We start from the raw sequence: 25,236 nt of genomic DNA, 5'->3' as shown, positions 1-25,236 counted from the left end.
TAGGACGCTACAGATTAGATGGTTACGAGACCGCGCACACCGTCGCGTTCCATATTTTCGCCGCGGCCTTGCTGGACGATTTCCCCGCGTGACATCACCAGGTACTGGTCGGCCAGTTCGGCGGCAAAGTCGTAGAACTGCTCCACCAACAGGATCGCCATGTCGCCACGGGCCGCAAGCTTTTTGATCACCGCCGCGATCTCCTTGATCACCGACGGCTGGATACCTTCGGTCGGCTCATCGAGAATCAACAGGCGCGGCCGGCTGGCCAGGGCGCGGCCGATCGCCAGTTGCTGTTGCTGGCCGCCGGACAAATCGCCCCCGCGGCGGTGCTTCATTTGCAGCAGCACCGGGAACAGTTCGTAGATAAACCCCGGCACTTCCCTGGCCTCGGCGCCGGGAAAGCGCGACAGGCCCATCAGCAGGTTTTCTTCCACGGTCAGCCGCCCGAAAATCTCGCGGCCCTGGGGCACGTAGGCGATCCCGGCGTGAACGCGCTGGTGTGGCTTGAAACCGGTGATGGCCTTGCCTTCCCAGTTCACCGCGCCCTCTTTGGCGGGCAACAGGCCCATCAGGCACTTGAGCAGGGTGGTCTTGCCCACGCCGTTACGGCCGAGCAGGCAGGTGACTTCGCCGACCTGCACCTCGAATGAAAGCCCGCGCAGGATGTGGCTACCGCCGTAATACTGGTGCAACTTGTCGACTTGCAGCATTCTCAAAACCTCCTCTATTCCCTGTAGGAGCGAGCTTGCTCGCGAAAAACCTGAGGGCGCCGCGTGCATTCAGGCTGCCCGCGTTATCGTTAACGATTTTCGCGAGCAAGCTCGCTCCTACAAAAAAGCGAACTCAGCGCCCGAGGTATACCTCGATCACGCGCTCGTTTTCCTGCACCTGTTCCAGCGACCCTTCGGCCAGCACGCTGCCCTGGTGCAACACGGTCACATGGTCGGCAATCGAACCGACAAAACCCATGTCGTGCTCCACCACCATCAGCGAGTGCTTGCCCGCCAGGCGCTTGAACAGTTCGGCGGTGAATTCGGTTTCGGCGTCGGTCATGCCCGCCACCGGTTCGTCGAGCAGCAACAGTTGCGGGTCTTGCATCAGCAGCATGCCGATTTCCAGGAACTGTTTCTGGCCGTGGGACAGCAGGCCAGCCGGGCGATGCACCGAGGCGGTGAGGCGGATGGTGTCGAGCACTTCATCGATGCGGTCCTTCTGTTCCCCGCTCAGGCGTGCGCGCAGGCTGGCCCACACCGACTTGTCGGTCTTCTGCGCCAGCTCCAGGTTTTCGAACACGCTCAAGGCTTCGAACACCGTGGGTTTCTGGAACTTGCGGCCAATGCCGGCCTGGGCGATCTGCACTTCGCTCATCGCGGTCAGGTCGAGGGTTTCGCCGAACCAGGCGTTGCCGTGGCTGGGCCGGGTCTTGCCGGTGATCACGTCCATCAGCGTGGTTTTGCCGGCGCCGTTGGGGCCGATGATGCAGCGCAGTTCGCCGACGCCGATGTAGAGGTTCAAGGCGTTGAGTGCCTTGAAACCGTCGAAGCTGACGCTGATGTCTTCCAGGGTCAGGATCGTGCCGTGGCGCGTATTGAGGCCCGTGCCGGCGGCCTGGCCGATGCCGATCGCATCGCGGCCGTTGCCGGTGTCGAGAATAGGTTCGAGCATAAATTCCGCCGTCGCAGTCACTCTCATTGTTCACCCCGTTTCTTCAACAGGCCGATCACACCCTTGGGCAAATACAGGGTGACGATGATGAACAACGCCCCCAGGAAGAACAGCCAGTACTCCGGGAACGCCACGGTGAACCAGCTCTTCATGCCGTTGACCACCCCGGCGCCGAGCAGCGGCCCGATCAAGGTGCCGCGCCCACCCAGGGCCACCCACACGGCGGCTTCGATGGAATTGGTCGGCGACATTTCGCTGGGGTTGATGATGCCCACCTGCGGCACGTACAACGCCCCCGCCAGGCCGCACAGCACTGCGCTCAATACCCACACGAACAGCTTGAAACCGCGCGGGTCGTAGCCGCAGAACATCAGGCGGTTCTCGGCATCGCGCAAGGCGGTCAACACCCGGCCGAACTTGCTGCGGGCCAGGCGCCAGCCGATGTACAGGCTGCTCACCAGCAACAGCACGGTGGCGGCAAACAACACCGCGCGCGTGCCCGGTTCGGTGATGCCGAAGCCGAGGATGCTGCGGAAGTTGGTGAAGCCGTTATTGCCGCCGAAGCCGGTCTCGTTGCGAAAGAACAACAGCATCCCGGCGAAGGTCAGCGCCTGGGTCATGATCGAGAAATACACGCCCTTGATCCGCGAGCGGAAGGCGAAGAAGCCGAACACCAGCGCCAGCAACCCCGGCGCCAGCACCACCAGGCACAGCGCCCAGAGGAAGTGCTCGGTGCCGACCCAGTACCAGGGCAATTCGGTCCACGACAAAAAGGTCATGAACGCCGGCAACTCGTCGCCGGAGGCCTGGCGCATCAGGTACATGCCCATGGCATAACCGCCGAGGGCGAAGAACAGGCCGTGGCCGAGGGACAGCATCCCGGCGTAACCCCACACCAGGTCGAGCGCGAGGGCGACGATGGCGTAGCAGAGGATCTTGCCCACCAGCGTCAGCGTGTAGGCCGAGACGTGCAGCGGATTGTCCGGCGACAACAGCGAGCACAGCGGCAGGGCCAGCAGCAGGATCAGGATCACCGCGCCGACGGCAATCGTCAGCTTGGGGCCGGCCTTTTGTGTGGCCGTGAGCATCAATGGCTGGTTCATCAGTCGATCACCCGTCCTTTCAGTGCGAAGAGGCCTTGCGGGCGTTTCTGGATAAACAGAATGATCAGCGCAAGGATCAGGATCTTGCCGAGCACGGCGCCGATCTGCGGTTCGAGGATCTTGTTGGCGATCCCCAGGCCGAACGCGGCCATCACGCTACCGGCCAATTGGCCGACACCGCCGAGCACCACGACCAGGAAGGAATCGATGATGTAGCTCTGGCCCAGGTCGGGGCCGACGTTGCCGATCTGGCTCAGCGCCACACCGCCCAGCCCGGCGATGCCGGAGCCCAGGCCAAAGGCGAGCATGTCCACGCGCCCGGTGGGCACGCCGCAGCAGGCGGCCATGTTGCGGTTCTGGGTGACGGCGCGCACGTTGAGGCCCAGGCGCGTCTTGTTGAGCAGCAGCCACGTCAGCACCACCACGCACAGGGCGAAGGCGATGATCACGATGCGGTTGTACGGCAACACCAGGTTGGGCAGCACTTGAATGCCGCCGGACAGCCACGCGGGGTTGGCCACTTCGACGTTCTGCGCGCCGAACACCAGGCGCACCAGTTGGATCAGCATCAGGCTGATGCCCCAGGTGGCGAGCAGGGTTTCCAGGGGGCGGCCGTACAGGTGACGAATCACCGTGCGCTCCAGGGCCATGCCGATGGCGGCGGTGACGAAAAACGCCACCGGCAGTGCGATCAGCGGGTAGAACTCGATGGCGTGCGGCACGTAGCGCTGCATCAGCAACTGCACCACATAGGTGGAATAAGCGCCGAGCATCAGCATCTCGCCGTGGGCCATGTTGATCACGCCCAGCAGGCCGAACGTGATCGCCAGGCCCAGGGCCGCGAGCAGCAGGATCGAGCCCAGGGACATGCCGCTGAAGGCCTGGCCGAGCAGCTCGCCCAGCATCAGTTTGCGCTTGACCTGGGCCAGGCTGGTCTCGGCGGCGGTATGCACGGCGGCATCGTTTTCCACGCCGGGGGCGAGCAGGGTTTCCAGGCGTGTGCGCGCCAACGGGTCGCCGGTGCTGCCGAGCAGACGCACGGCGGCCAAACGCACCAGCGGGTCGCTGTCCACCAGTTGCAGGTTGGCCAGGGCCAGGCTGAGGGCGGTGTGGACGTCTTCGACGGTTTCGGCGGCGACACGCTGGTCGAGGAATTTGAGCTGCGCCGGTTGTGCGGTTTTTTGCAGGGTCTGCGCGGCGGCCAGGCGTACCTTGGGGTCGGCGGCGAGCAGTTGCAGGCTGGCCTGTACGTTGTCGATCAGACCGCGCAGGCGGTTGTTCAGGCGCACGGTCTTGGTTTCACCGTTGACCGTCAGTTGGCCTTGTTGCAGCGCGTCCACCAGCTCGATGCGCGCCGGGTCGGGCTGGGCGGCCCAGTCCTGCAGCAGTTTGGCTTGTTGCGTCGGGTTGGCGGCGAGGAAGTCTTCGGCGTCGCCGGCGTGTGCGGCAACAGGCAGCAACAGCAAGGCCGTGAGGATCAAGCGGTAGAGGGCAGTGGGCATAACAAAATGTCCTGAGCATGCACGGGTCGGCTTTATGTGGGAGGGAGCTTGCTCCCGATAGCGCTGGGTCAGGCAATGCATGTACTGACTGATCCACCGCTATCGGGGGCAAGCCCCCTCCCACATGGGTCCGTGGCGGGGCTTAGTTACTTTTCACGGCGTAATCAGGTTTTTTGTCATTGCCAGGAATGTACGGGCTCCATGGCTGTGCGCGGATCGGTTCCTGGGTCTGCCACACCACCGAGAACTGCCCGTCGGCCTGGATCTCACCGATCATTACCGGCTTGTGCAGGTGGTGGTTGGTCTTGTCCATGGTCAGGGTGAAACCCGACGGCGCGGCGAAGGTCTGGCCGGCGAGGGCTTCACGCACTTTGTCGACGTCGGTGGACTTGGCCTTCTCCGCCGCCTGCGCCCACATATGAATGCCCACGTAGGTGGCTTCCATCGGGTCGTTGGTCACGGCTTTGTCCGCGCCCGGCAGGTTGTGTTTCTTGGCGTAGGCTTTCCAGTCGGCGACGAATTTGGTGTTCACCGGGTTCTCTACCGACTGGAAGTAGTTCCAGGCGGCGAGGTTGCCCACCAGCGGCTTGGTGTCGATGCCGCGCAGTTCTTCTTCGCCCACCGAGAACGCCACCACCGGTACGTCGGTGGCTTTGAGGCCCTGGTTGGCCAGCTCTTTGTAGAACGGCACATTGGAGTCGCCGTTCACGGTGGAGATCACCGCGGTCTTGCCGCCCGCCGAGAATTTCTTGATGTTGGCGACGATGGTCTGGTAATCGGCGTGGCCGAACGGGGTGTAGACCTCTTCGATGTCTTTATCCGCGACGCCTTTGGAATGCAGGAACGAACGCAGGATCTTGTTGGTGGTGCGCGGGTACACGTAGTCGGTGCCCAGCAGGAAGAAGCGCTTGGCGCTGCCGCCTTCTTCGCTCATCAGGTATTCCACCGCCGGGATCGCCTGCTGGTTTGGCGCTGCACCGGTATAGAACACGTTCGGCGACATCTCTTCGCCTTCGTATTGCACTGGGTAGAACAGCAGGCCGTTGAGTTCTTCGAACACCGGCAACACCGATTTGCGCGACACCGAGGTCCAGCAGCCGAACACCACGGCGACCTTGTCCTGGGTCAGCAACTGCCGGCTTTTTTCCGCGAACAGCGGCCAGTTCGACGCCGGGTCTACCACCACCGGTTCCAGCATCTTGCCGTTCACACCGCCCTTGGCGTTGATCTCGTCGATGGTCATCAGCGCCATGTCTTTGAGCGAGGTTTCGGAGATGGCCATGGTGCCGGACAACGAATGCAGGATGCCGACCTTGATGGTCTCGGCGGCCTGCACAGTCCAGGTCATGCCCATGGCGACAATCGATGCCGATAGGGTGAAAGCCTTGAGCAAACTACGACGCTTCATGGTGCGATCTCCGGGGATTTGATTTTTTTAGTGGCAGAGTTGGAAGCTGAAGAGTGCATAGCAAGGCCTGTGCCTAAGGCCCGAAACCTCCACTTAAATCGTCACGCTGGGTGTCGCGGGCAAGCCTGGTGCACCGCTTTGGCTCGCGGTCGCAGGGTCGTGCAGGCGGGAGCCCCGAAAGAGGGCATGGAGATGCGGTGCCACGCTGCTGTCTGGGTCTTCCGGGATTCGCGCTTTGCATTCAATACACGGGAGAGCCACTGCATCGATGCGCGCTTTGACATGCTCGCGAAACGCGATGCAGTAATGGCCTCACTGGCGTGTGCGATTGGGTGTTTGTGACAGTACTTTTCGTACAGGACCTAAATAAGTCATACCTATCTACCGTCTCTGAACGAGCGGTGTACTCCATCTTTGAAGGGGTGCGTCACGGCGATTATTTGCCAGGACGCACGCTTTCTTCGATGAGGTGAAACATGAATGACTTTACGGAACTGCCGCAACAAACCCCTGGACATATACCGGTCCTTCCGGCGCTCAGCCCGTTGTTTATGTCGGCCGACGATGCCGCCCGTTGGGCTTATGAGCGGATCGACTACTCGGTGGCCGACAAGGAATACGGGGGTGCCATTCTTAAACAAGGCAACCGCTACTTCGCCACGACGCCAATCGCTGACCAGCAGTTGACCTTCGATCATCGGATCTTGCTGGCCACGGATGCCGACGACAACTTCATCGCGCCCAACGGCTACAGTTGCGAGGCGCTTTACCATTCTCACCCGCCGAACCTGGAGCAGGTGAAAGCGAGAAACCCCGGGATTAGCGATGATCATGCTTCGATGATGATCAGTTTTTTTTCGCCTGCGGACCTGAGTTTTATCATTGAGCACCGCAGCTCGGTGCGCGCTCATTATTTGTGCGGCCCCGAGGGCTCGCTGCTTAAGTACACAACCTCGGGTTCGGCGGCGGAGGTCCTGCTGAGAAAGCGCCTTCTCGGCGAGGAGCCGTTCCCGGCTTCTGCGGATCGGGAGTCATTGATCTGGATGACCGCCGATGCCGGCGACCTGCGGGTAGTGGTGCCCAACCGTCAATGGGGAGGCGTGCGTGGGCAGATGAAGCGGGGCTGGAGAGTCAATGCCGCCGTGACGCAAGTGACCCAGGAGCAGCCATTTTTCACCCAGGTATTCGCACAGCCTGAATTGGCCGTGATGGCGGCCCTAGCCCTGTCGGCGTCGGCGGCTGGCGAGTATGCCTTCGGGTTTGTACTGAAACACACCCAAAGCGAAAGTTACATCGCGACCTACCCCGAGCTCGCGCCCAGGGCATTGTTCTCTGCCGCCGGGCTCTTCCCCGAGCAAGCCTCCGGCAAACTGAAGCTGCCCTCCAACTTTCGGCTCGAAGCCCTCTACTACCGCTCTAAAGCCACGCCAACGGACATCCCCGAAAACGAGTCCTGGTTGTATGCCACATTCCCGACCCCTGCGGAGCTGGTGGCGGCCATCGTGCAGTCAGAAGCGACCCGGGACATACAGAACAAAAGCCGAGGTTTGCGCCTTTACATCGAAACCTCGGATGACGCACTGCTTGAACTCAAGGTGCCAGCGCCCAGTGATGCCGGCGCGCTGGTCAACACCGGCGACGATGGCGTGCTCGGTGACAATGGCGCCCAGGCCGCGCTGAAGGCCGGCAGCCTCAGCCCGCGTGACTATGTGCGCCGGGTGATTGCCGCGACGTCGGTGTCAGTGGTCCAGGCCGGCTTGCTCTGGCGTGTCGTCGGCCCGCTGGACAACCGTTCGGCGGTGTTGAACGGTTTCTATCCGGCGGTATTGAGCCCGCCCTTTATTTCTGCCCACGACGCAGCGGTGTATGCCCACGAGCAGATCGGCTCACGACGTGAGCGAACCTACGGCGGCTATGTACTCAAGGACAAAGAAGGCCGCTTCTTTATCACCCAGCCCCTGGCCAGCGACGCCAACCCGTTTGCCCTCAGGCTGTTTTTTCCGACGGAGCTACCCGGTCCGTTGATCCCTCCCGAGGCTTACGCGATTCACGGCCGCTACGGCTCCCACCCGGCGCTGTCGATGGTCGACCCCGGCTGGGTCAATCAGCGCAACTGGACGCGCGAAGACGCCCTCATCAACCTGCAGATTTTTGGCACCGCCCAAATCTACGATGTGATCCAGTCGGGGCGCCCGGCGTATATGTCGGCTGCCGAGGACTGCCTGCTGGCGTACACCCCGAGCGGCTCCACGCATGAGGCATTGGTGTCTGCCGGCGCTGCGCCGCAACCGGCCGGCAGCGTGCTGCAAAAACGTTTGGACAGCGGTCTGTTCAAACCCGCGCTGTGGGTCACCCGGTTGGCTGAGGCGGGTGACTTGCGGGTGATCCAAGGCAATGTGTTATGGGGCCCGCGTTCGCCGATCTACAAAGACTGGACGCCCTCTTTCGAGTACGCGCCCAGAACCGGCGCTCCCGACTATGTGACCTATGGCGCGCTGTTCGGCACGGCAGACGAAGCCGCCCGCGATCTGCATGCGCGGGTCCATGGGCGCAACCTGCCGGAGCAGGCGTACTTTGCGTTTATCCTCAAGCACCGGGACAAGGCGTTGTACCTGGCCACCGAGGTGGTGGGCGTCAATGAACGGGTCAAGCTGTTCAATCTCAACAGCGTGTTTGCGCCGACAGAAGACAATGACTATCGGTTTCCCGCTGGGTTTTCGCTCTGCGGGCTGTTTCGTTCGCAGCTATGGCAACCGACCGGGCTGTCGCCATCCAGTGCCTGGCTGACCCGCTATTTTGTGATGCCGATGGTGTTGTACGAGGCGCTGTACGAGAGCCAGCGCAGAGGGGTGAAGTACAACGGCGGTAGAAACCTGCCGGTGTACTTTTCAACGCAGGAGGGAGCCCTGTTGAGATTCGTCGCGCTGCCATTTCGCGTGGGCGGCGGCGGGCCGGTGGAAAGTGCCTTTGAACAGGCCGCCAGCGCATTGGCCTCCGGTGAAAAGACGACGCAGACCTTTGTCAGGGAGTGGGCCAACAGCGGCGAGCTCTACGTGGTGCGTACCAGCCAATGCTGGGACCAGCAAGGGCGGGTGTCGCGCACCTGGACGGGTTACGAACACCTGACCCGCCGTCGCGTGGGGCCCGCGTTTGCCAACCCGGACGATGCGGCACGGTATGCCGCGGGCATTGTCGGTGAGGGCCGGCGTCGCACCTATGGCGGCGTCCTGCTCAGGCTGCCCGATGGTGTGTTCGTCGCGACTGATCCGCTGGTGGTGCCGCCCCAGGGCTTTGCGCTGAACTGGATTTATCCCGACCCGGCGATCGCGCAAGGGCTGTACCCGCCGGGAAGTATCATCGTCGCGCGTTACCGCTCGGTGCTCAAGCAAGAGACACAGATACTGTTGTCGGCCACGCAAAAGGCGGTCTACCAGAGCATGTTGCCCACGAGCGTGCTGTCGAACCTGCTGTTCCGTGAAGTCCACATCAAGCGCGAATATGTGTTTGGCCCCGAGGGGGGCATCCTGCGTTATCAACTGACGGGGTCGGCGGAGGAGGAGGCGCTCAAGCTGACGTTGGCGCCGTTGAACCTGGTCAGGGGGGATGTGGCCGACAATGAAGTCGAACGGCAACTGCGCAGCGGAGCGCTGCTCCCGGTCGACTTCGTCACGCAGGTGGCGAAGGCCGGCGATCTGCGGGTGGTCAACGGCAACCGCCTGTGGGGCCACCCGCGACGGTTGAGCGGGCCGTTCGTGCCGGACTTGGCCGAGGTCGCGGCGCTGGCGATCAAGCAGGTGTTTGCCGATGCGCCGTGCGGTCCGCTCTTTACCCAGGCTTACGACGCCGTGCGTCATGTGCAGCGAGTGTCGTCGCCCCAGGCACAGGTGCAGTTCGGTTATGTACTCAAGGATGCGCGGAAAAACCTGTACATGACGACCTTGCCGTTGGTGCGCGCCGATTACACGCGTTTCGAACAGGTCTTCGTCGATGGCCTGTTGCCCCAGGGGTATACGCTGGATGGCTTGTATCTGTGCGCCTCCACCGTGGCGATTGCGCCGGCGAGCGATGACATGGCGCTGAGTTTTTTCTCGCCCCAGGTACTGGCCGGCGCGGTCAATTTTCTCAGCAACCTGGCCGGCAACGGTGCCCTGCCGCTCTACCTGCTGTGCGCCGACGGCGCGCTGCTGAGGTATTCCTTGCGAAGGCACGAGCGGCAAGCGCTGAGCAGCGAGGCCCGAACGCTCGGACCGCAGTTGCTCGAAGGCGCCTCCAGCGTCGCCGACTACGTGCGCGGGCTCGCGACCAAGGGCGACTTGTATGTGCGTGTCAGGAGCACGGTGTGGGGCAAGGAACAAAGCGTCACCGCGCAGTGGCAACCCAAGGCCGCGCCCTGGCCCGCCCAGGACAACCCACACTTCCTGTCCTTTTGCGGGCCGCTGTTCGGTCATGCCGACGACGCCGCGCGCTGGGCCGAAAAACAACTGGGCGGTTTCAAGGGCCGCGAATACCTCGGCGCCGTGCTGGCGCCGCCAAAGGCGCGGGGGCTCGTGGCGCTTGAGCCGGTGGAGGATCACCGTGCGTGGTTGGTGGACACGATTTCACAGCTGTTCTGGTTCGGTCATCTCGGCTTTGATATCACCCCCGATCACCCGCTGTTCTTCTACACCATCAAAGCGCTCCAGGCGTTTTACAAAGTCATCCCTTTGGGCCTGAATCTATCGTCGCTGGATCAGCGGTTGCTGGACAATTTTGCCGACAAAAATGATCTGCGCCTGTACCTGGACATCATCCGCAGTAACCGTCCGGTCGCCGAGAGTGTCTACCTGGCGTGTCGCGGCGGTGCGCTCCTGAAGTATGTGCCGGGTTTCACGGCGGACGAGACGCGACTGCTGAGTGTCGACTCGTCGCCTTCGCCCAGCGTGCTGGTCAGCGGCTTGCGCGCGGCCGGCACGTTGAGTGTGTTGGAAACCGACACCTTCTGGACGCGACCGGGGGCGCTGGGGGCGGAATGGCAGGTCAAGGACGTACTCGCCGAGCCGGACCCGCAAGCCGTGCTGTACGGCCGGGACAAAGACGAACTCTGACAACGGCGCGGCGCTGACCAAGCCGGCCGCCGTGGATCGCCCGGTCCCCGGCGGCACTTGACCGGCACCCGGGCGTCAAACCCGCGAAGGCTGCGCAAACAGCCGCGACAGCAGCAGGCGATCGAGCGCCCACACGACGATCAGCGACGCGCCCACCAACGGGAAGGCGATCGCCAGCCCGAGCATGATCACCATCGCGGTTTTCCACTTCGGCAGGTCATGACGCAACGGCGGCACTCCGAGGCCGCCCACCGGCCGCCGTTTCCACCAGATCACCACGCCGCTGACGGCACTGAGCAGGATCATCAGGCAGATCAGCAGCACGATCAGTTGATTCACCCAGCCGAACATCTTGCCCTCGTGCAACATCACGCCGGTCTCGGTCGCCCGCGCCACGCCGTTGTAGTGTTCCCAGCGCACATCGGCGAGGACCTTGCCGGTGTACTGGTCCACATGCAGGGTGGCGTCATTGCGCGGGTCGTTGGCGAACACCGAGACAGTGAATACGCCCTCGGCGGTGGTGGGCGGGGTGATGCTGTAGCCGGGCTCGACCTTGCGCGAGGTGGCCAGGTCGACCACCTGTTGCAGGCTGATGGTGGGCGCGGCGGGGGCGGCATGCATCGCGCCGTGGTTCATGTGTTCGGCATGGTCGCCGGACACCGGCATCGGTGTGTTTTCCATGGCCCAGGGCACGGTCTGTTGCGTCGCGGTGTTGAGCACGCGCGCCTGTTGATCGGAGGTCGGCACGTTGTTCCACATCGCCGCCGGGAAGCGGTTCCACAGGTCGGCGTATTGCTTGCCCCAAAAGCCGGTCCAGGCCATGCCGCTGAGCAGCATCACCAGCAACAACGCCGCGCCCCAGAAACCGGTGACGACATGCAGGTCGCGCCAGAACACACGGCCACGGGTGTTGAAGCGCGGCCACAGCACCCCGGACGATGACTTGCCGCGTGGCCACCACAAGTACATGCCTGAGATCACCAGCATCACGCCCCAACCGGCAGCGAGCTCGACCAGGCGGTCACCCACGGTGCCTATCATCAACTCGCCGTGCAGGGCGCGTGCGATGGCTTGCAGGTTGTTTTTCGCGTCCTGCGTGCCGAGCACGGTGCCGCGATACGGGTCGACGAACACCGTCATTTCGCGGCCGCCGTCGTGCATGACGAACTGTGCGCTGCTGGTGGCGTCGGCCGGTGGCAAGTATTTGCTGAGCGTGCCCTGGGGGTAGGCGGCCTTGGCGCGTTGCAGTTGCTCGTCGGCGCTCAGTGCGCGTTCGGCGGCGGGGACGGTGAGCAGGTGGCCGTACATCAGCGGGTCGAGCTGGGGCTTGAACAGGTAGATGATGCCGGTCAGGGCCAGCAGCACCATGAAGGGGGCGACAAACAGCCCGGCGTAGAAGTGCCAACGCCAGGCCAGGTTGTAGAAGGAGATTTTTTGTGTGCTCATCAGGGGGGGCTCCGCAAGGTTTTGTTTTTTTGGGGGCAGTTACACCGCCATCGGGGGCAAGCCCCCTCCCACAGTTGGCATGCATTCCAAGTGTGGGAGGGGCGGTGCGACGATTCGACTTGCCCCGATGTTTTAGAAGCTCATGTCGACCTTGGTCCAGAGCGTGCGCCCCGGCTCCTTGATGGCCTGCGGATCGTTGGCCGGGTAGCCGAACCCGGCGTTGCCGGCCAGGTTCAAGTGCTCGGCGTAGGCTTTGCCGAACAGGTTGTCGACGCCGGTACTGACCTTGAAGTTTTTATTGATGCGGTACGCCGCGTTCAGCGAGAACACGCCAAAGCCGCCGCTCTTGTCGTAGTCCTTGCCGACCACGTTGCCTTTGTTCTGGTCGATGCGGTTTTGCGCGGCGACCACTCGCCACAGGGCGCCGGCGCTCCAGTCGTCCTCGCTGTAGGTCAGGCCCAGGCGCGCATCCAGCGGCGGCATTTGCGGCAGGGGCTTGCCGTCGCTGCTGTTCTTGCCCCAGGCGTAGGCGAGGGTGGCGTCGGCCTTCCAGTTTTGGGTCAGCTTGTACGCCGCGCCCAGTTCGCCGCCCATGATCCGTGCGTCGACGTTGCGCGCCTGGGACGTGGTGCCCATCATTCCGGTCCGGTAGTCGAACAGGATGAAGTCGCGTACCTGCCCGACGTAACCCGAGGCCCAGGCTTCGAGGTCGGCGGTCTTGTATTGCGCGCCGAAGTCGAGCTGGGTGGTTTTTTCCGGTTTCACGCCATCGAACGCGTTGACCGAACCGGCCGCGCCGGTGTTGGGGGAAAACAGTTCCCAGTAGTCCGGGAAGCGTTCGGCGTGGCCCAGCCCGGCGTAGAGCGTGGTCGGGGTGTCTGCCAGGTCGTGCTCGTAACGCATGAAGCCCGAGGGCAGGGTGTCGGCGCGGGTGTCGTCGGCGGTCGGGTTGGCGCGTGCCGACATGCCTGAGCCGATGGTCTGGCGGAAGTCTCGGGCCGAGGCGCGGTCCAGGCGCGCGCCGGTGATCAGGCGGTCGCGGTCGGCGGCGTACCAGGTCAGCTCGCCGAATACGCCGTAGTTATGGAAGTTGGCGTCTTTGTTGCGCGGCAAATCCTTGTAGGTGTCGACGCCCATGCTGCTGCGCTGGCGGTGTTCGTTGGTCTGCGCATCCAGACCGCCGATCAGTTGCAGGTCGGCCCAGCGCCAGGTCGCCTTGATCCGCGCGCCGAGGGTGCGGCGGTCGACGTTGGAGGCCATGGGGCCTGCCATCATCCCGGTGCCCGACGGGACGCGCAGGCTGTAGTTGTCCATGACGTGGTCGGCGTAGTTGTAGTAGACCTGGGCCTCGACCTTGTCCAGCACCTCACCGATATTGGATTTTTCGAAGCGCAGCCCCAGGCTTTCGCGCAGGAACTGCGAGCCGTCCATGCCGCGCCCGGCGTAGCGCGCCTCGCCATCGCCGCGGCCGGCGGTGAGTTCGAGCAGGGTGTCGGCGTCGGGGGTGAAACCGACCGCGACGTCACCGTTCCACTTGTCGTAGCGCGAGGCGACGGTGTCGTTGTTGCCGTCCTTGTAGTCGTCGGCGTGTGCCTGGTTGCCGATCACCCGCACGTAACCCAGGGGCCCGCCGGCAGCGGCGTCGATGACTTTGTCGAAGCGCCCGTTGGAGCCGGCCAGCACGCTGGCGTTGAGCCGCGTGCCCAGTTCGCCGAAATGCTCGGGCTCGCGCTCGAACAGGATGGTGCCGGCCGACGCGCCCGGGCCCCAGAGCACGGTTTGCGGGCCTTTGATCACGGTGAGTGTGTCGTAGGTTTCCGGGGAAATGTACGAGGTGGGCGCGTCCATCCGGCCCGGGCAGGCGCCGAGCATCATGCTGCCGTTGGTGAGGATGTTCAGGCGCGAGCCGAACATGCCGCGCAGCACCGGGTCGCCGTTGGTGCCGCCGTTGCGCACCAGGGCGAAGCCGGGGATGGTCTTGAGATAGTCGCCGCCGTCGCTGGCGGGCACCGGCTGGCGCGGGTCTTTCGGGTTGGTGACCACGGTCAGCGGCGAGCTGGGGGCGATCGCGGTGATCACGGTGGGGCTCAGTTCGTGCTCGGCGTGCTCATCGGTATCGGCATGGGCCTGTGGCATCAAGAGCGCGCCGCACAGAACGGCGAACACGGGAGTGCTTCCCAAACGGGTGTCAGCAGAAAACCTGGACATGAAAAATTCCATCTATCAATCGTAAACAACACGGCCAGCAGCCTGTGGCTGTCTGTCTAACGTCGGCCGGGGTGAAGTAACGGTGTCAAGTGCTTACGCGGCGATGGGTGGGGCACGGCTGCGCGCGCCGGGGAAAATGCTCTGCCGGGCATGGCCCAGGCGCGGTGAGGGGATGAGGGCGTTGGCCGGCGATGGGGCGCCGAGGGTGAGGTAGGACACGCTGCCGGGCAGTGCCGGGCAACTGAAGAGCAGGCTGCAATAGCCGCACTTTTCCCAGAGGACGTGGTGTTCGTCGGGGGCTTGTTTTTGAGGCGGACGGTGTTGCGGTTCGCCGTGGCACTCGGGCATGTCCATGGACATGCTCATGCTCATGGACATACCGGCGTGCTGATTCATCGGCATCGCTTGGGAAATCAGCGGACCGATAAAGATCATCAGCATGGCGAACAGGCTGATCCAACTGCCGCGCTTAAGGCTCACGGGCCTGCGGCGCGGCGCGGACAACCTGGCGCGAGGGGCGCCCATCAAGTGTTGGCCTACTCGCCGTGTTTATGCTCGTGGGGCGCCATCGGCGGGACTTTCTGCACGGACACTTGCACCTCGACGTCCCCGGCTTTTTCGAAGGTCAGGGTCAGTGGGAAGTGCTTGCCGTCGGCCAGTACGCTGCGGTCTTTGAGGTCCAGCAACATCACGTGATAGGCCATGGGCGCGAAGGTCAAGTCACCCTTGGCCGGCACGGCAACGCTGGGCACTTGTTGCATCTTCATCAATGCGCCTTGCATCACATGCTCATGCAGTTCGGCTTTGTCCGCCACCGGCGTCTTGGCGCTGAGCAGGCGGTCCGGGGTTTCGCCGGTATTGTGAACCACAAAGTAGGCCGCGACGGTCGGCGCGTTGGGGGGCAATTCCTGGGACCAGGGATCGCTGACCAGCAGGTCGCCGGCCTTGAAGTCGTCGGCATTGGCAGCACTGAACACCGGCAGCAGCAATGCGGCCAGAAGCAGGGAAGATTTGAGCATGGCAGTTCTCCAGAACGGTTCTAAACGCAGTTCACTTGCGAAGACCATCAGACCGTTGGAGAGGCGCGCGGGTTAAGGCTCGGCCATTGCTGGCGCGGCGTCGGGGACTGCAATGACGGTGGCGGCAGGCTCTGCGCCGCCTCGAACCGCGTGACATACAACTGCGGCACATGCCCCGGCAACGCCACCAACGGCGCCGAGCCCGAGCAACACCAGCAATGCTGCATGGCGGAATGATCGTCCTGCGCCGGTGCCGGAATGTCCAACTTGCCCAGGGCAACGGTTTTCAGGCTGGCGCCATTGGACGAACAGAAACTGCCCCACAACAGTTGCTGCGCGGGGTCCTTGGACTGCTGCATCGCCCCGGCCAGCGGCATGGCAAAGGCGTTGAACAGCACTGCAAAGCAGGCGATCCAGACGATTGCAAAGCGTTGACGGGCCATGGCGGACAATCCGTAGGGTTAAACGATCAGGCGGGTATTTAGCCTGATCGGGGGGGATAAGTAAAAAGTGGCGGTGTGGTTTGGTGTCGCAGTGTGTCAGAGCGCGGTGGCGTGAAGTTTGAGCCCCAGTGCTCTCATGACCTTCATGATAGTCGCGAACTCGGGATTGCCAGTGCTGGAGAGGGCTTTGTACAAACTTTCTCGTCCTAGGCCGGCGTCGCGAGCGACTTGGGTCATGCCTTGGGCGCGAGCGATATCGTTCAACGCTGTGCGAATCAACAGACCGTCGCCAGCATCTTCTTCAAAGCAAGCATCCAGATAGGCGGCCATCTCAAAAGGAGTCTTAAGGTATTTTGCGGCATCGAAACGGGTAAAGGATTCGCTCATAAGTCACTCCTTGCGGCCAAGATTTTTTGCCATGTGTATTGCACGCTGGATGTCTCGCTTTGTGTTGATTTGTCGCGGCCCATCAGCAGCAGATAAACCACCTTGTCTCGGAGAGTGAAGTAAACCCGATACCCGGGGCCTTGGTGGATTCGCATTTCGCAAACGCCCTCTCCTACAGCCTCACAGTCGCCGAAGTTTCCTGCTTGCGCCATGCGCAGCCTTGTCACAATGCGTACTTTTGCGAGCGGATCGCGCATTGCTTCGAGCCATTTGACAAACTCAACGGATTCTTCGAACTCAATCATCGCAAATCGTATTTCTTGGGATACAGGATGGCAAGTTGCGACGCGCTGCAACTGCAGTGCATCCCCATCGCGGAAGCGGGTGCAAAACCGCGAGAGGGGAGGTTAGGGCGGGAGCTTTTGGCTGAACTAGCCGGCTGGTTCGGAGTTGGTCGTAAGGTGAATCGTCTTTCTGCTGGGTAAACCAAACAGTGGGTGTTTTGGCTAGGTCTTCGTACAAACAGAAACGTGCGACACCTTGTTTGAGGTTGCTGGTCGCAAACGTGATCGCTAGTCTGCGGACATCGATGCAAACTCAGCGATCATGCGACTGCTACGCCGTTGAACGGGAGCAAGTTCCCACATTGGCGAGGTGTCGTTTAGCGAGACGATATTGCCTGTAGCACCGCAGCCACGGCTGTAAATTCTCGATCCGCCGTAGCCAACACCGGCCGCCTCAACACCAACACCGGCACCCCTCGCTCGCGCGCCACTTCCAGCTTCGGTTCGGTGGCGGTGCTGCCACTGTTCTTGCTGATCAGCACATCGATCTTTTGTCGTTCGAACAACGCACGCTCGTTTTCGATCAGAAACGGCCCACGCGCGCCGATGACTTCGCAGCGTTCATTGCCCGGATACACCTCCAACGCGCGCAGTGTCCAGAATTGCTCCTGCGGGATCTCATCAAGATGCTGCAACGGCTCGCGGCCCAAGGTGAACAGCGGGCGCTTGAAGGGTTTCAGGGCCTCGATCAGCTCGGCCCAGTCAGCGACTTCGCGCCAGTCATCCCCCGCTTGCGGTCGCCATGCCGGGCGGCGCAGGGCCCAACACGGCACACCGCACAACCGTGCTGCCTGGGCGGCGTTGTGGCTGATCTGTGCCGCATACGGGTGGGTGGCGTCGAGGATCAGGCCGATGTGTTCGTCGCGCACGAACTGCGCCAACCCTTCAACCCCGCCGTAGCCACCGACACGCACCTGGCAGGTGAGGTCGGTCGGCACGCGGCCCACACCGGCCAGACTGTAGATATGTTCGGGGCCGAGGGTGCGGGCGATGGCGAGGGCTTCGGTGACGCCGCCCAGTAGCAGGATCGGTTTCATAGGGGCTTGATCACGTCCAGCAGGGTGATCGGCAGCGCCTGGCGCCAGGTGTCGAATTCACCGAGCGGCTGGGCCTGGGCCACGTGGAGGCGGGTCAGTTCGCCGCCGTGTCGGGCGCGCCAGGCCATCAGGGTCATTTCGCTTTGCAGGGTCACGGCGTTGGCGACCAGGCGGCCACCGGGGCGCAGGTGCTGCCAGCAGGTCTCGAGCACGCCGTCGCGGGTGACGCCGCCGCCGATGAAGATCGCGTCGGGCGTTTCCAGGCCGCCGAGGGCCGCGGGTGCGGTGCCGCGCACCAGTTGCAGGCCGGGCACGCCGAGGGCGTCGCGGTTATGTTCGATCAGGCCTTGGCGGCCGGCATCGGCTTCAATCGCCAAGGCGCGGCAGCTCGGGTGGGCGCGCATCCACTCGATGCCGATGGAGCCGCTGCCCGCGCCCACGTCCCAGAGCAATTCGCCGGGCAGTGGCGCCAGGCGGGCCAGGGTCATGGCGCGCACGTCGCGCTTGGTCAGTTGGCCGTCGTGTTTGAATGCCACATCCGGCAGGCCGGCGAGGCGCGACAGGCGTGGGGCATCGGCGTCGGCCAGGCAGTCGATGGCGACCAGGTTCAGATCGGCGACCGCGGCGTGCGGCCAAGCGTGGGCCACGCCATCGACACGCCGCTCAGCCGCGCCGCCCAGGTGTTCAAAGACGCTGAGGCGGCTCGGCCCAAAGCCGGATTCAGCCAACAGCGCGGCAATCGCGGCAGGGCTCTGCCCGTCATTGCTCAACACCAGCAAGCGCACGCCGCTGGCCAGATGTGCATTCAACGCCGCCAAGGGCCGGGCCACCACCGATAACGTCATCACGTCCTGCAACGCCCAGCCCAAACGCGCCGCCGCCAGCGACACAGAGGAGGGCGCCGGCAAAATCAGCATCTCTTCAGCCGGCACCTGCCGCGCCAGGCTGGCGCCGACGCCATAGAACATCGGGTCGCCGCTGGCCAGCACGCACACCGGTTCACCGCGTCGCGCCAATAGCGGCGCCAGGGAAAACGGGCTCGGCCACAACTGGCGTTCGCCGCGCACGCACACCGGCAACAGGTCCAATTGGCGCTGGCCACCGATGATCCGCGCGGCACGCAATACGGCGTGCCGGGCGTTTCTGCCGAGCCCTTTGAAGCCGTCTTCACCGATGCCTATTACCGTCAGCCAGGGCGACATATGAATTCCTTGAACGACATCCGACGGGCAGGCTTTTCATGCCGTCGGACAAAGCAGGCATAATACCGCGCCTTGACCCGCGAACCGGTAGCCCCGTGAACCCAATCCCTGCTCTGAACACCTTGCGCCCCTCGGCTTGCCCGGGGTTGCTGCGTATCGTCCAGGCGTTGGACGGCGGCATCTGCCGGATCAAACTGGCCGGCGGCGCGATCAGCGCCGCACAAGCCCATGCCGTGGCGGACGCGGCCCAGGCCTATGCGGGCGGGGTGATCGAGGCGACCAACCGCGCCAACCTGCAGATCCGCGGGATCGGTGCCGAGCAGCAGGCTTTGATCGCGATGCTCCTTGCCGCAGGCCTCGGCCCCAGCACCGCCGCCGGTGACGACGTGCGCAACCTGATGCTCAGCCCCAGCGCCGGTATCGACCCGCAGATGCTGTTCGATACGCGCCCGCTGGCCGACCAGATCCTCGCCACCCTGCAAAACCACACGCGCTTTCACGAGCTGTCGGCCAAGTTCGCGGTGCAACTGGATGGCGGTGAAGCCCTGGCGATGCTCGAACATCACCATGACCTGTGGCTGTCGGCCTTTGAGCAAGGCGGCGAAACACTGCTCGCGTTCGGCCTGGCCGGCTGCCCGGGGTTGGATGCGCCGTTGGCGGCCGTGCGCTTGGAGCAGGGGCATGCCTTGGTGGTGGCGGTGTTGGAACGGTTTCTGGACCTGGCCACGCCGGCGCAAACACGCATGCGTCATCTGCCTGTGGATAACTTCCTGGTCGGGCTGGACCTGCCGTTATTGCCGGTCGATGGCTTCAAGCGCCCGGCCAGCGGGGCGTGGCTGCACCTGGGAAGTTATCCACAGCGTCAGCACGGTCGGGTCTACGTGACCGCCGTGACGCCGCTGGGTCGACTCGACGCCTCCATGCTCAAGGGCGCAGCGCAACTCGCCGATGAGTATGGCGACGGCACGCTGCGCTTTACCCCCTGGCAAGGCCTGCTGCTGCCCAACGCCAAATGCCAGGATGCCGCCGCGATCACCGCGCGCCTGGAACAACTGGGCTTCCTCTGCTCGGCCGACCAGCCGCTGGCGCAGCTGATCGCCTGCACCGGCTCCAGCGGCTGCGGCAAAGGCCTGGCCGATACCAAGGCCGACGCGATGCAACTGGCCGCGCTGCGCCCCGGCCACGCGGTACATCTGTCTGGCTGCGCGCGTTCCTGCGCCGCCGCGCACATCGCGCCGGTGACCTTGCTGGCGGTCAGCCCCGGCCATTACGACGTCTATTTTCGCGAAGCAGCCCAGCCCGGTTTCGGCCGGCTGCACGCGCGCACTCTTTCTATTGAAGCGGCGGGCGCCCTGCTGCGCGCTCACCCACGGAGCAACACCGATGATTGATTACATCCGCGACGGTCAGGAGATCTATCGCAACTCCTTCGCCATTATTCGCGCGGAAGCCAGGTTGGAGCGCATCCCGGCCGACCTGGAAAAACTCGCGGTGCGCGTGATTCATGCCTGCGGCATGGTCGAGGCGATCGACGGCCTGCAGTTCTCCGCAGGCGCAGGCAAGGCCGGGCGCGAGGCGCTGGCCGCCGGTGCGCCGATTCTGTGCGATGCGCGGATGGTGTCCGAAGGCGTGACCCGTGCGCGGCTACCGGCCAACAACGAAGTGATCTGTACCCTGCGCGACGAACGCGTGCCGGCGTTGGCGCAGAAGCTGGGCAACACCCGCTCCGCCGCCGCCCTGGAACTGTGGCGCCCGCACCTGGCCGGCAGTGTGGTGGTGATCGGCAATGCGCCGACCGCCTTGTTCTACCTGCTGGAAATGCTCGACGCCGGCGCGCCGAAACCGGCGTTGATCCTTGGCTTCCCGGTGGGCTTCGTCGGCGCCGCCGAATCCAAGGCGATGCTGGCCGCCGACAGCCGTGGCGTGCCGTTCGTGATCATGCAGGGCCGCCTGGGCGGCAGTGCGATGGCGGCCGCGGCGGTCAATGCCCTGGCCACGGAGGTCGAATAATGCCGGCACGTGGACGTTTGATCGGCCTGGGCGTCGGCCCCGGCGACCCGGAACTGATCACCCTCAAGGCCCTGCGCCTGCTGCGCGAATCGCCGGTGGTGGCGTACTTCGTGGCCAAGGGCAAAAAGGGCAACGCCTTCGGCATCATCGAAGACCACCTGGTGGCGCAGCAAACCCTGATGCCGCTGGTGTACCCGGTGACCACCGAAGCGTTGCCGGCGCCGCTGTCCTATGAACAGGTGATCAGCGATTTCTACGACAGCGCCAGCCAGGACGTCGCCGCGCACCTGGACGCCGGCCGCGATGTGGCGGTGATCTGTGAAGGCGACCCGTTCTTCTACGGCTCCTACATGTACCTGCATGACCGTCTGGCCGAGCGCTACGAAGCGCAGGTCATCCCCGGCGTGTGTTCGATGCTCGGTGGCGCCTCGGTGCTCGGCGCGCCGCTGGTGTATCGCAACCAGAGCCTGTCGGTGCTGTCGGGGGTGCTGCCCCATGAAGACCTCAAGCGTCGCCTGGCGGATGCCGATGCGGCGGTGATCATGAAGCTGGGGCGCAACTTCCCCAAGGTGCGCCAGGTGCTCGAAGAACTCGGCCTGGCCGAGCGTGCGCTGTATGTGGAGCGCGCGACCATGGCCAACCAGAAAATCGTCCCGCTGGATCAAGTCGAGCCGATGTCCTCACCGTATTTCTCGCTGATCATCGTGCCCGGTGAACGGTGGCAAGGTTGATGCGCCCGGCGATCGTCATCCTCGGGCAGGGCAGCCTGGCCACGGCGCGCAGGATTGCGCAGGTGTATCCGGGTGCGGTGATCCACGGCCTGCTGGGCCGGGTCGACGGCGCGGACCAGAGCTACCGCGAATTCGGCGCAACCCTGCGCCAGCTCTATCAGCAAGGCACGCCGCTGATCGCGCTGTGCGCCGCCGGTATCGTGATCCGCACCCTGGCGCCGCTGCTGCTGGAAAAAGGTGAAGAACCCGCCGTACTGGCCGTGGCCGAAGACGGCAGCGCGGTGGTGCCGTTGCTCGGTGGCCTGGGCGGGGTGAATGACATGGCGCGGGAGATTGCCGCGGCGTTGGGCGTGGCCGCCGCGATCACCACCAGTGGCGAGCTGCGTTTCGGCACGTGCCTGCTCAACCCTCCGGCCGGTTATCAACTGGCGGACCTGGAGCTGGGCAAGCGCTTCGTCAGCGACCTGCTTGCCGGCGAAAGCGTGCGTATCGAAGGCGCGGCGCCGTGGCTTGACCAGGCCAACCTGGCGCAGGACCGACAGGCGCGCCTGGCGATCCACGTAGGCAGCGCCGAGCGCGTACCGGCGGCCAACGAGTTGCTGATTTATCCACAGAGCGTGTGCGTCACCTGCAAGCCCGGCGCGCAATTGGCGCAGCGTGTGCGTGGCGCGTTGCATGCCTCGGGGATTGCCCTGCAGTCGCTGGCCTGCCTGTTGGCCAGCGATACCCAGATGGCCGAACCGTCGTTGCACGAAGCGGCGTTGGAGTTAGGCGTGCCGCTGCGTTTCGCCGAGGTGGAGCAAGCGGCGGACGTCGTTGTTTCGGTCGCCGAGCAGCCCTTGGACGTGTCCCAGGTCGGTCGCCCGCGTGGCCGCCTTGCGGTGATCGGCCTTGGCCCTGGCGCCGCCGACCTGATGGTGCCGGCGGTGAAGGCCGAACTGGCGCGCTGTACCGATGTGCTGGGGTACGAAACCTACGTCCGCATGGCCGGGCCGTTCCGCGACGATCAGGTGCAGCACTGCACCGACAACCGTGAAGAAATGCAGCGCGCCCGCCACGCTTTCGCGCTGGCCGCCCAAGGCCGTTCGGTGGTAGTGGTGTCGTCCGGCGACCCTGGTGTGTTCGCCATGGCGGCGGCGGTGATCGAGGCGCTGCACGAGTCCGACGACCCGGCCTGGCACCAGGTCGAGCTGGAAATCCTGCCGGGTGTTTCCGCGTCCCTGGCCACCGCGGCCCAGGCCGGCGCGCCGTTGGGGCACGACTTCTGCGTGATGTCGCTGTCGGACAACCTCAAGCCCTGGTCGATCATCGAGCAGCGCCTGGACCTCGCGTCCCAGGCCGACCTGGCCCTGGCGTTCTACAACCCGATCTCGCGTGCGCGGCCGTGGCAACTGGGGCGTGCCCTGGAGATTGTCGCGCAACACCGCAATGCCGCAACGCCGGTGGTGCTGGGCCGCGATATCGGGCGGCCGGGCCAGACCCTGCGCGTGACCACGCTGGGGCAACTGACCCCGGAACAGGTGGACATGCGGACCATGGTGCTGATCGGCTCGTCCACCACCTGCGCGTTCCCGCGCGCCGGCGGCGGTGAGTGGGTGTACACGCCGCGCTGGTATGGCGAAAAACCGGCCTCCTGAAAAGCGCCGCGCGAGCGCCGGAAAGCTCCGAATGACGCTGGGTGAACACCTGCCGTGATTCGGGGCTTTTTCTTTTTTTATCGATGAAATCCGGAACTGCCCGTGGGGCGCCCAACGAATGCTGGGCTGCGCTGCGCGAGCGCTGCCGGCAAGGGATGTTTGTCGTGTGGAAAGCCCGTCGGCGCCTGGACTAGTGTGGACACACGCCCCATGTGGGGTGCTTGTGGAGAACTGAAAATGGAGCGACATCACAGAAGGATCAACAGCACCAAGCGGCGCAAATTGATTGCCGCCTATAAGCTGCCCGGCGCGCCGGGGACGCACGCGGCTTTACCGCTGGATACCGAGGACGGCTGCAACGCGGCGGTGGTCAACAATGGCGTGATCTCGTTCGCCGACGGCCTGAGCGGCCTGAACCGCGAATACATCCGCAAAAGCTATCTGTTGGCCAGCAGCTACGTCAGCGATGTCTTGAAGATCAGTCGCGGCACGGAGGGCTGGTACGACGAATTTATCAAGGTGATGATCAGCCTGGGCTGGCTGCCGGTGCGCAGCCGGTTCGAGCGGGTCTCAAGCGCCGGCAAGGGGCTGACGGTGCAACTGGCGGCGCTGAATATCATCGCCACCCTGCTGGCCTCGACCTCACTGGCCGGGCCTCTGCTGACGGCGCTGCCGAAACTGGCCGCCGATGCGCTGGAAACATTGAAACAGATGCCGGCGTCATTCGAGCTGTTCAAGCGCAATAGCAGCGTGCATCAGGGGGGCGATTTTGGCTTGGCGTCCTGCGCCGAAACCGACGGCGAAGTCATGATGGTGCTGGTGACCTACAGCTCCCATGGCGTCAGCAAGCACGTGGGGCTGCCTTTTCTTGAGTGGGACAGTTCCTCGTTCGAGGCCTTCAGCGGGCAAACCTGCCTGGTGCTGAATACCTCGGTGGTCAACGAAAAAACCATCCAGTTGATGCGTGAGAGTGCGGGCGACAAGGTGCAACTGGCGATCGCCAAATACCGGATCTAAGGCACCAGGTAGCCGCGCACCCCGGTAAAGATGATTTGTGCGGCCAAGGCGCACACGAACAAGCCCATCAAGCGACTGACAATCTGCAAGCCCTGGTCACCGAGAATCCGTTCGATACGGTTGGACAAATACAGCACCACGCCCACCGTGAAGCTGGCCAGGGCGATGCTGAGGATGGCGGCGATTTTGTCGTCCCAATGGGGCTGGCTGACGCCCATCACCAGCAGCGCCCCGATGGTGCCGGGGCCGACGGTGAGCGGAATGGTCAGCGGCACGATGGTCACGTCCTGCTGCACGTTATCGGTCTGCACCGCCGACTTGCCCTGCGCCATGCCCAAGGCCGAGATGAACAGCACGCTGCCGGCGCCGATGCGGAAAGCGTCCACGGTGATGCCGAACACGCTGAAAATCACCCGGCCGAACAGGTAGAGCAAGACGCTCGACACCAGCGTCGCCAACGCCACTTTCCAGGCCAGGCGTCGCCGTTCCTTGCTCGAATAGCCGCGGGTCAGGCTGATAAAACAGGACAACACGAAGAACGGGCTGTAGAGCACCAGCATCTTCAGGTAAACGCTGAATAACACGTGGAGCATGGGGGTGGCTCGCGACAGAAGGAGATTGGCGGAGTCTATCAGGCGACAGAGATCAAATGTGGGAGGGAGCTTGCTCCCGATAGCGGTGTGACAGTCAGCTTATTTGTAACTGTTCCAGCGCTATCGGGAGCGAGCTTGCCATCGCTGTCTTTCAGTCGATGCATAGGTGACTGGTCCACCGCCATCGGGGTGTACAGACGGAGACATCCTTTACAAACGAGACCGGGGACATCCTTTACGTTTCTGGGTGCTGGACAGCCGGCTTGCACCGCTGTCTAGCCTACCCAGTGGATAGTTACATAGGTACATGTCCCACACGTTGTCGTCCACTTCTCGCAGTCCAACGGACTCTCCTACCAGTGACTCACTCAAAAAGATCATCCTGCCCCTCCACTTC

20 protein-coding genes and 2 pseudogenes are annotated in these 25,236 nt (G+C 63.8%); 6 read left to right on the top strand and 16 right to left on the bottom strand.

Annotation, left to right across the window (positions count from 1 at the left end):
- Positions 1–14 precede the first annotated feature (14 nt).
- From urtE to urtA, 6 genes and pseudogenes are all read right to left on the bottom strand, one after another.
- Entirely contained in the window at positions 15–713 is a 699-nt protein-coding gene (gene urtE, locus TU80_RS29840; protein WP_017849698.1) for an urea ABC transporter ATP-binding subunit UrtE, read from the bottom strand.
- 22 nt (positions 714–735) lie between these two features.
- Positions 736–822 (bottom strand): annotated as a pseudogene (locus tag TU80_RS33610) (outer membrane lipoprotein carrier protein LolA); the annotation flags it as partial.
- Between the two features lie 24 nt (positions 823–846).
- Complete coding sequence (gene urtD / locus TU80_RS29835) at positions 847–1,695, bottom strand: urea ABC transporter ATP-binding protein UrtD (RefSeq protein ID WP_026140376.1); 849 nt, start codon at positions 1,693–1,695, stop codon at positions 847–849.
- On the bottom strand, positions 1,692–2,771 hold the full coding sequence (gene urtC / locus TU80_RS29830) for an urea ABC transporter permease subunit UrtC (RefSeq protein WP_057006064.1): 1,080 nt from the start codon (positions 2,769–2,771) through the stop codon (positions 1,692–1,694). Before urtC ends, urtD begins: the two co-directional genes overlap by 4 nt.
- Positions 2,771–4,273 (bottom strand): urea ABC transporter permease subunit UrtB, encoded by a 1,503-nt coding sequence (gene urtB / locus TU80_RS29825; RefSeq protein ID WP_057006063.1) that lies wholly within the window; start codon positions 4,271–4,273, stop codon positions 2,771–2,773. Before urtB ends, urtC begins: the two co-directional genes overlap by 1 nt.
- A gap of 142 nt (positions 4,274–4,415) precedes the next feature.
- Positions 4,416–5,681, bottom strand: coding sequence for an urea ABC transporter substrate-binding protein (urtA, locus tag TU80_RS29820; RefSeq protein WP_017849694.1), 1,266 nt, complete (start codon positions 5,679–5,681; stop codon positions 4,416–4,418).
- Positions 5,682–6,157: 476 nt separating this feature from the next.
- Here urtA and TU80_RS29815 point away from each other — a divergent pair, with 476 nt between their 5' ends.
- Positions 6,158–10,765 (top strand): DUF4329 domain-containing protein, encoded by a 4,608-nt coding sequence (locus tag TU80_RS29815; protein WP_057006062.1) that lies wholly within the window; start codon positions 6,158–6,160, stop codon positions 10,763–10,765.
- A gap of 75 nt (positions 10,766–10,840) precedes the next feature.
- On the opposite strand, the gene TU80_RS29810 is transcribed toward TU80_RS29815, so the two are convergent.
- From TU80_RS29810 to TU80_RS29770, 9 genes and pseudogenes are all read right to left on the bottom strand, one after another.
- Positions 10,841–12,211: a PepSY-associated TM helix domain-containing protein gene (locus tag TU80_RS29810; protein WP_046485667.1), complete on the bottom strand. Its 1,371-nt coding sequence runs from the start codon at positions 12,209–12,211 to the stop codon at positions 10,841–10,843.
- A 132-nt stretch (positions 12,212–12,343) separates the two neighbouring features.
- Positions 12,344–14,419, bottom strand: coding sequence for a TonB-dependent copper receptor (locus tag TU80_RS29805; protein WP_026140374.1), 2,076 nt, complete (start codon positions 14,417–14,419; stop codon positions 12,344–12,346).
- Between the two features lie 93 nt (positions 14,420–14,512).
- Positions 14,513–14,944, bottom strand: a complete 432-nt coding sequence (locus tag TU80_RS29800; protein WP_057006061.1) for a DUF2946 domain-containing protein — start codon at positions 14,942–14,944, stop codon at positions 14,513–14,515.
- Between the two features lie 11 nt (positions 14,945–14,955).
- On the bottom strand, positions 14,956–15,438 hold the full coding sequence (locus TU80_RS29795; RefSeq protein ID WP_057006060.1) for a copper chaperone PCu(A)C: 483 nt from the start codon (positions 15,436–15,438) through the stop codon (positions 14,956–14,958).
- A gap of 47 nt (positions 15,439–15,485) precedes the next feature.
- Positions 15,486–15,881, bottom strand: coding sequence for a DUF2946 domain-containing protein (locus TU80_RS29790; RefSeq protein ID WP_046485671.1), 396 nt, complete (start codon positions 15,879–15,881; stop codon positions 15,486–15,488).
- A gap of 96 nt (positions 15,882–15,977) precedes the next feature.
- Complete coding sequence (locus TU80_RS29785; protein WP_017849687.1) at positions 15,978–16,268, bottom strand: addiction module antidote protein; 291 nt, start codon at positions 16,266–16,268, stop codon at positions 15,978–15,980.
- A 3-nt stretch (positions 16,269–16,271) separates the two neighbouring features.
- Positions 16,272–16,573: pseudogene (locus tag TU80_RS29780) on the bottom strand (type II toxin-antitoxin system RelE/ParE family toxin).
- Between the two features lie 356 nt (positions 16,574–16,929).
- The gene (locus TU80_RS29775; protein WP_057006059.1) at positions 16,930–17,649 is read right to left on the bottom strand and encodes a cobalt-precorrin-6A reductase; all 720 of its coding nucleotides are present in this window, start codon (positions 17,647–17,649) and stop codon (positions 16,930–16,932) included.
- Complete coding sequence (locus TU80_RS29770) at positions 17,646–18,851, bottom strand: bifunctional cobalt-precorrin-7 (C(5))-methyltransferase/cobalt-precorrin-6B (C(15))-methyltransferase (protein WP_057006058.1); 1,206 nt, start codon at positions 18,849–18,851, stop codon at positions 17,646–17,648. The genes TU80_RS29775 and TU80_RS29770 overlap by 4 nt, the downstream gene beginning before the upstream one ends.
- Before the next feature lie 38 nt (positions 18,852–18,889).
- Here TU80_RS29770 and cobG point away from each other — a divergent pair, with 38 nt between their 5' ends.
- The 5 genes from cobG to TU80_RS29745 all read left to right on the top strand — a co-directional run bounded on the left by cobG (position 18,890) and on the right by TU80_RS29745 (position 24,246).
- Positions 18,890–20,242, top strand: a complete 1,353-nt coding sequence (cobG, locus tag TU80_RS29765; protein ID WP_046384856.1) for a precorrin-3B synthase — start codon at positions 18,890–18,892, stop codon at positions 20,240–20,242.
- Positions 20,235–20,861 (top strand): precorrin-8X methylmutase, encoded by a 627-nt coding sequence (locus TU80_RS29760; protein WP_046384855.1) that lies wholly within the window; start codon positions 20,235–20,237, stop codon positions 20,859–20,861. Before cobG ends, TU80_RS29760 begins: the two co-directional genes overlap by 8 nt.
- A complete protein-coding gene (locus TU80_RS29755) occupies positions 20,861–21,592 on the top strand; it encodes a precorrin-2 C(20)-methyltransferase (protein ID WP_017849677.1) in 732 nt (243 codons plus the stop codon). Before TU80_RS29760 ends, TU80_RS29755 begins: the two co-directional genes overlap by 1 nt.
- Positions 21,592–23,229 carry a precorrin-3B C(17)-methyltransferase gene (gene cobJ / locus TU80_RS29750; RefSeq protein WP_057006057.1) on the top strand — a complete coding sequence of 546 codons (1,638 nt, stop codon included), beginning with the start codon at positions 21,592–21,594 and terminating at the stop codon, positions 23,227–23,229. The genes TU80_RS29755 and cobJ overlap by 1 nt, the downstream gene beginning before the upstream one ends.
- A 237-nt stretch (positions 23,230–23,466) precedes the next feature.
- A complete protein-coding gene (locus TU80_RS29745; protein ID WP_046384853.1) occupies positions 23,467–24,246 on the top strand; it encodes a ubiquitin family protein in 780 nt (259 codons plus the stop codon).
- Here TU80_RS29745 and TU80_RS29740 read toward each other — a convergent pair.
- Positions 24,243–24,839, bottom strand: a complete 597-nt coding sequence (locus TU80_RS29740) for a MarC family protein (protein WP_017849674.1) — start codon at positions 24,837–24,839, stop codon at positions 24,243–24,245. The genes TU80_RS29745 and TU80_RS29740 overlap by 4 nt on opposite strands.
- Positions 24,840–25,236 lie beyond the last annotated feature (397 nt).

This window comes from Pseudomonas veronii (genome assembly GCF_001439695.1).
GTDB lineage: Bacteria > Pseudomonadota > Gammaproteobacteria > Pseudomonadales > Pseudomonadaceae > Aquipseudomonas > Aquipseudomonas veronii.
The sequence above is the reverse complement of the archived record's forward strand: the minus strand, read 5'-3'. Positions and strand labels throughout refer to the sequence as shown.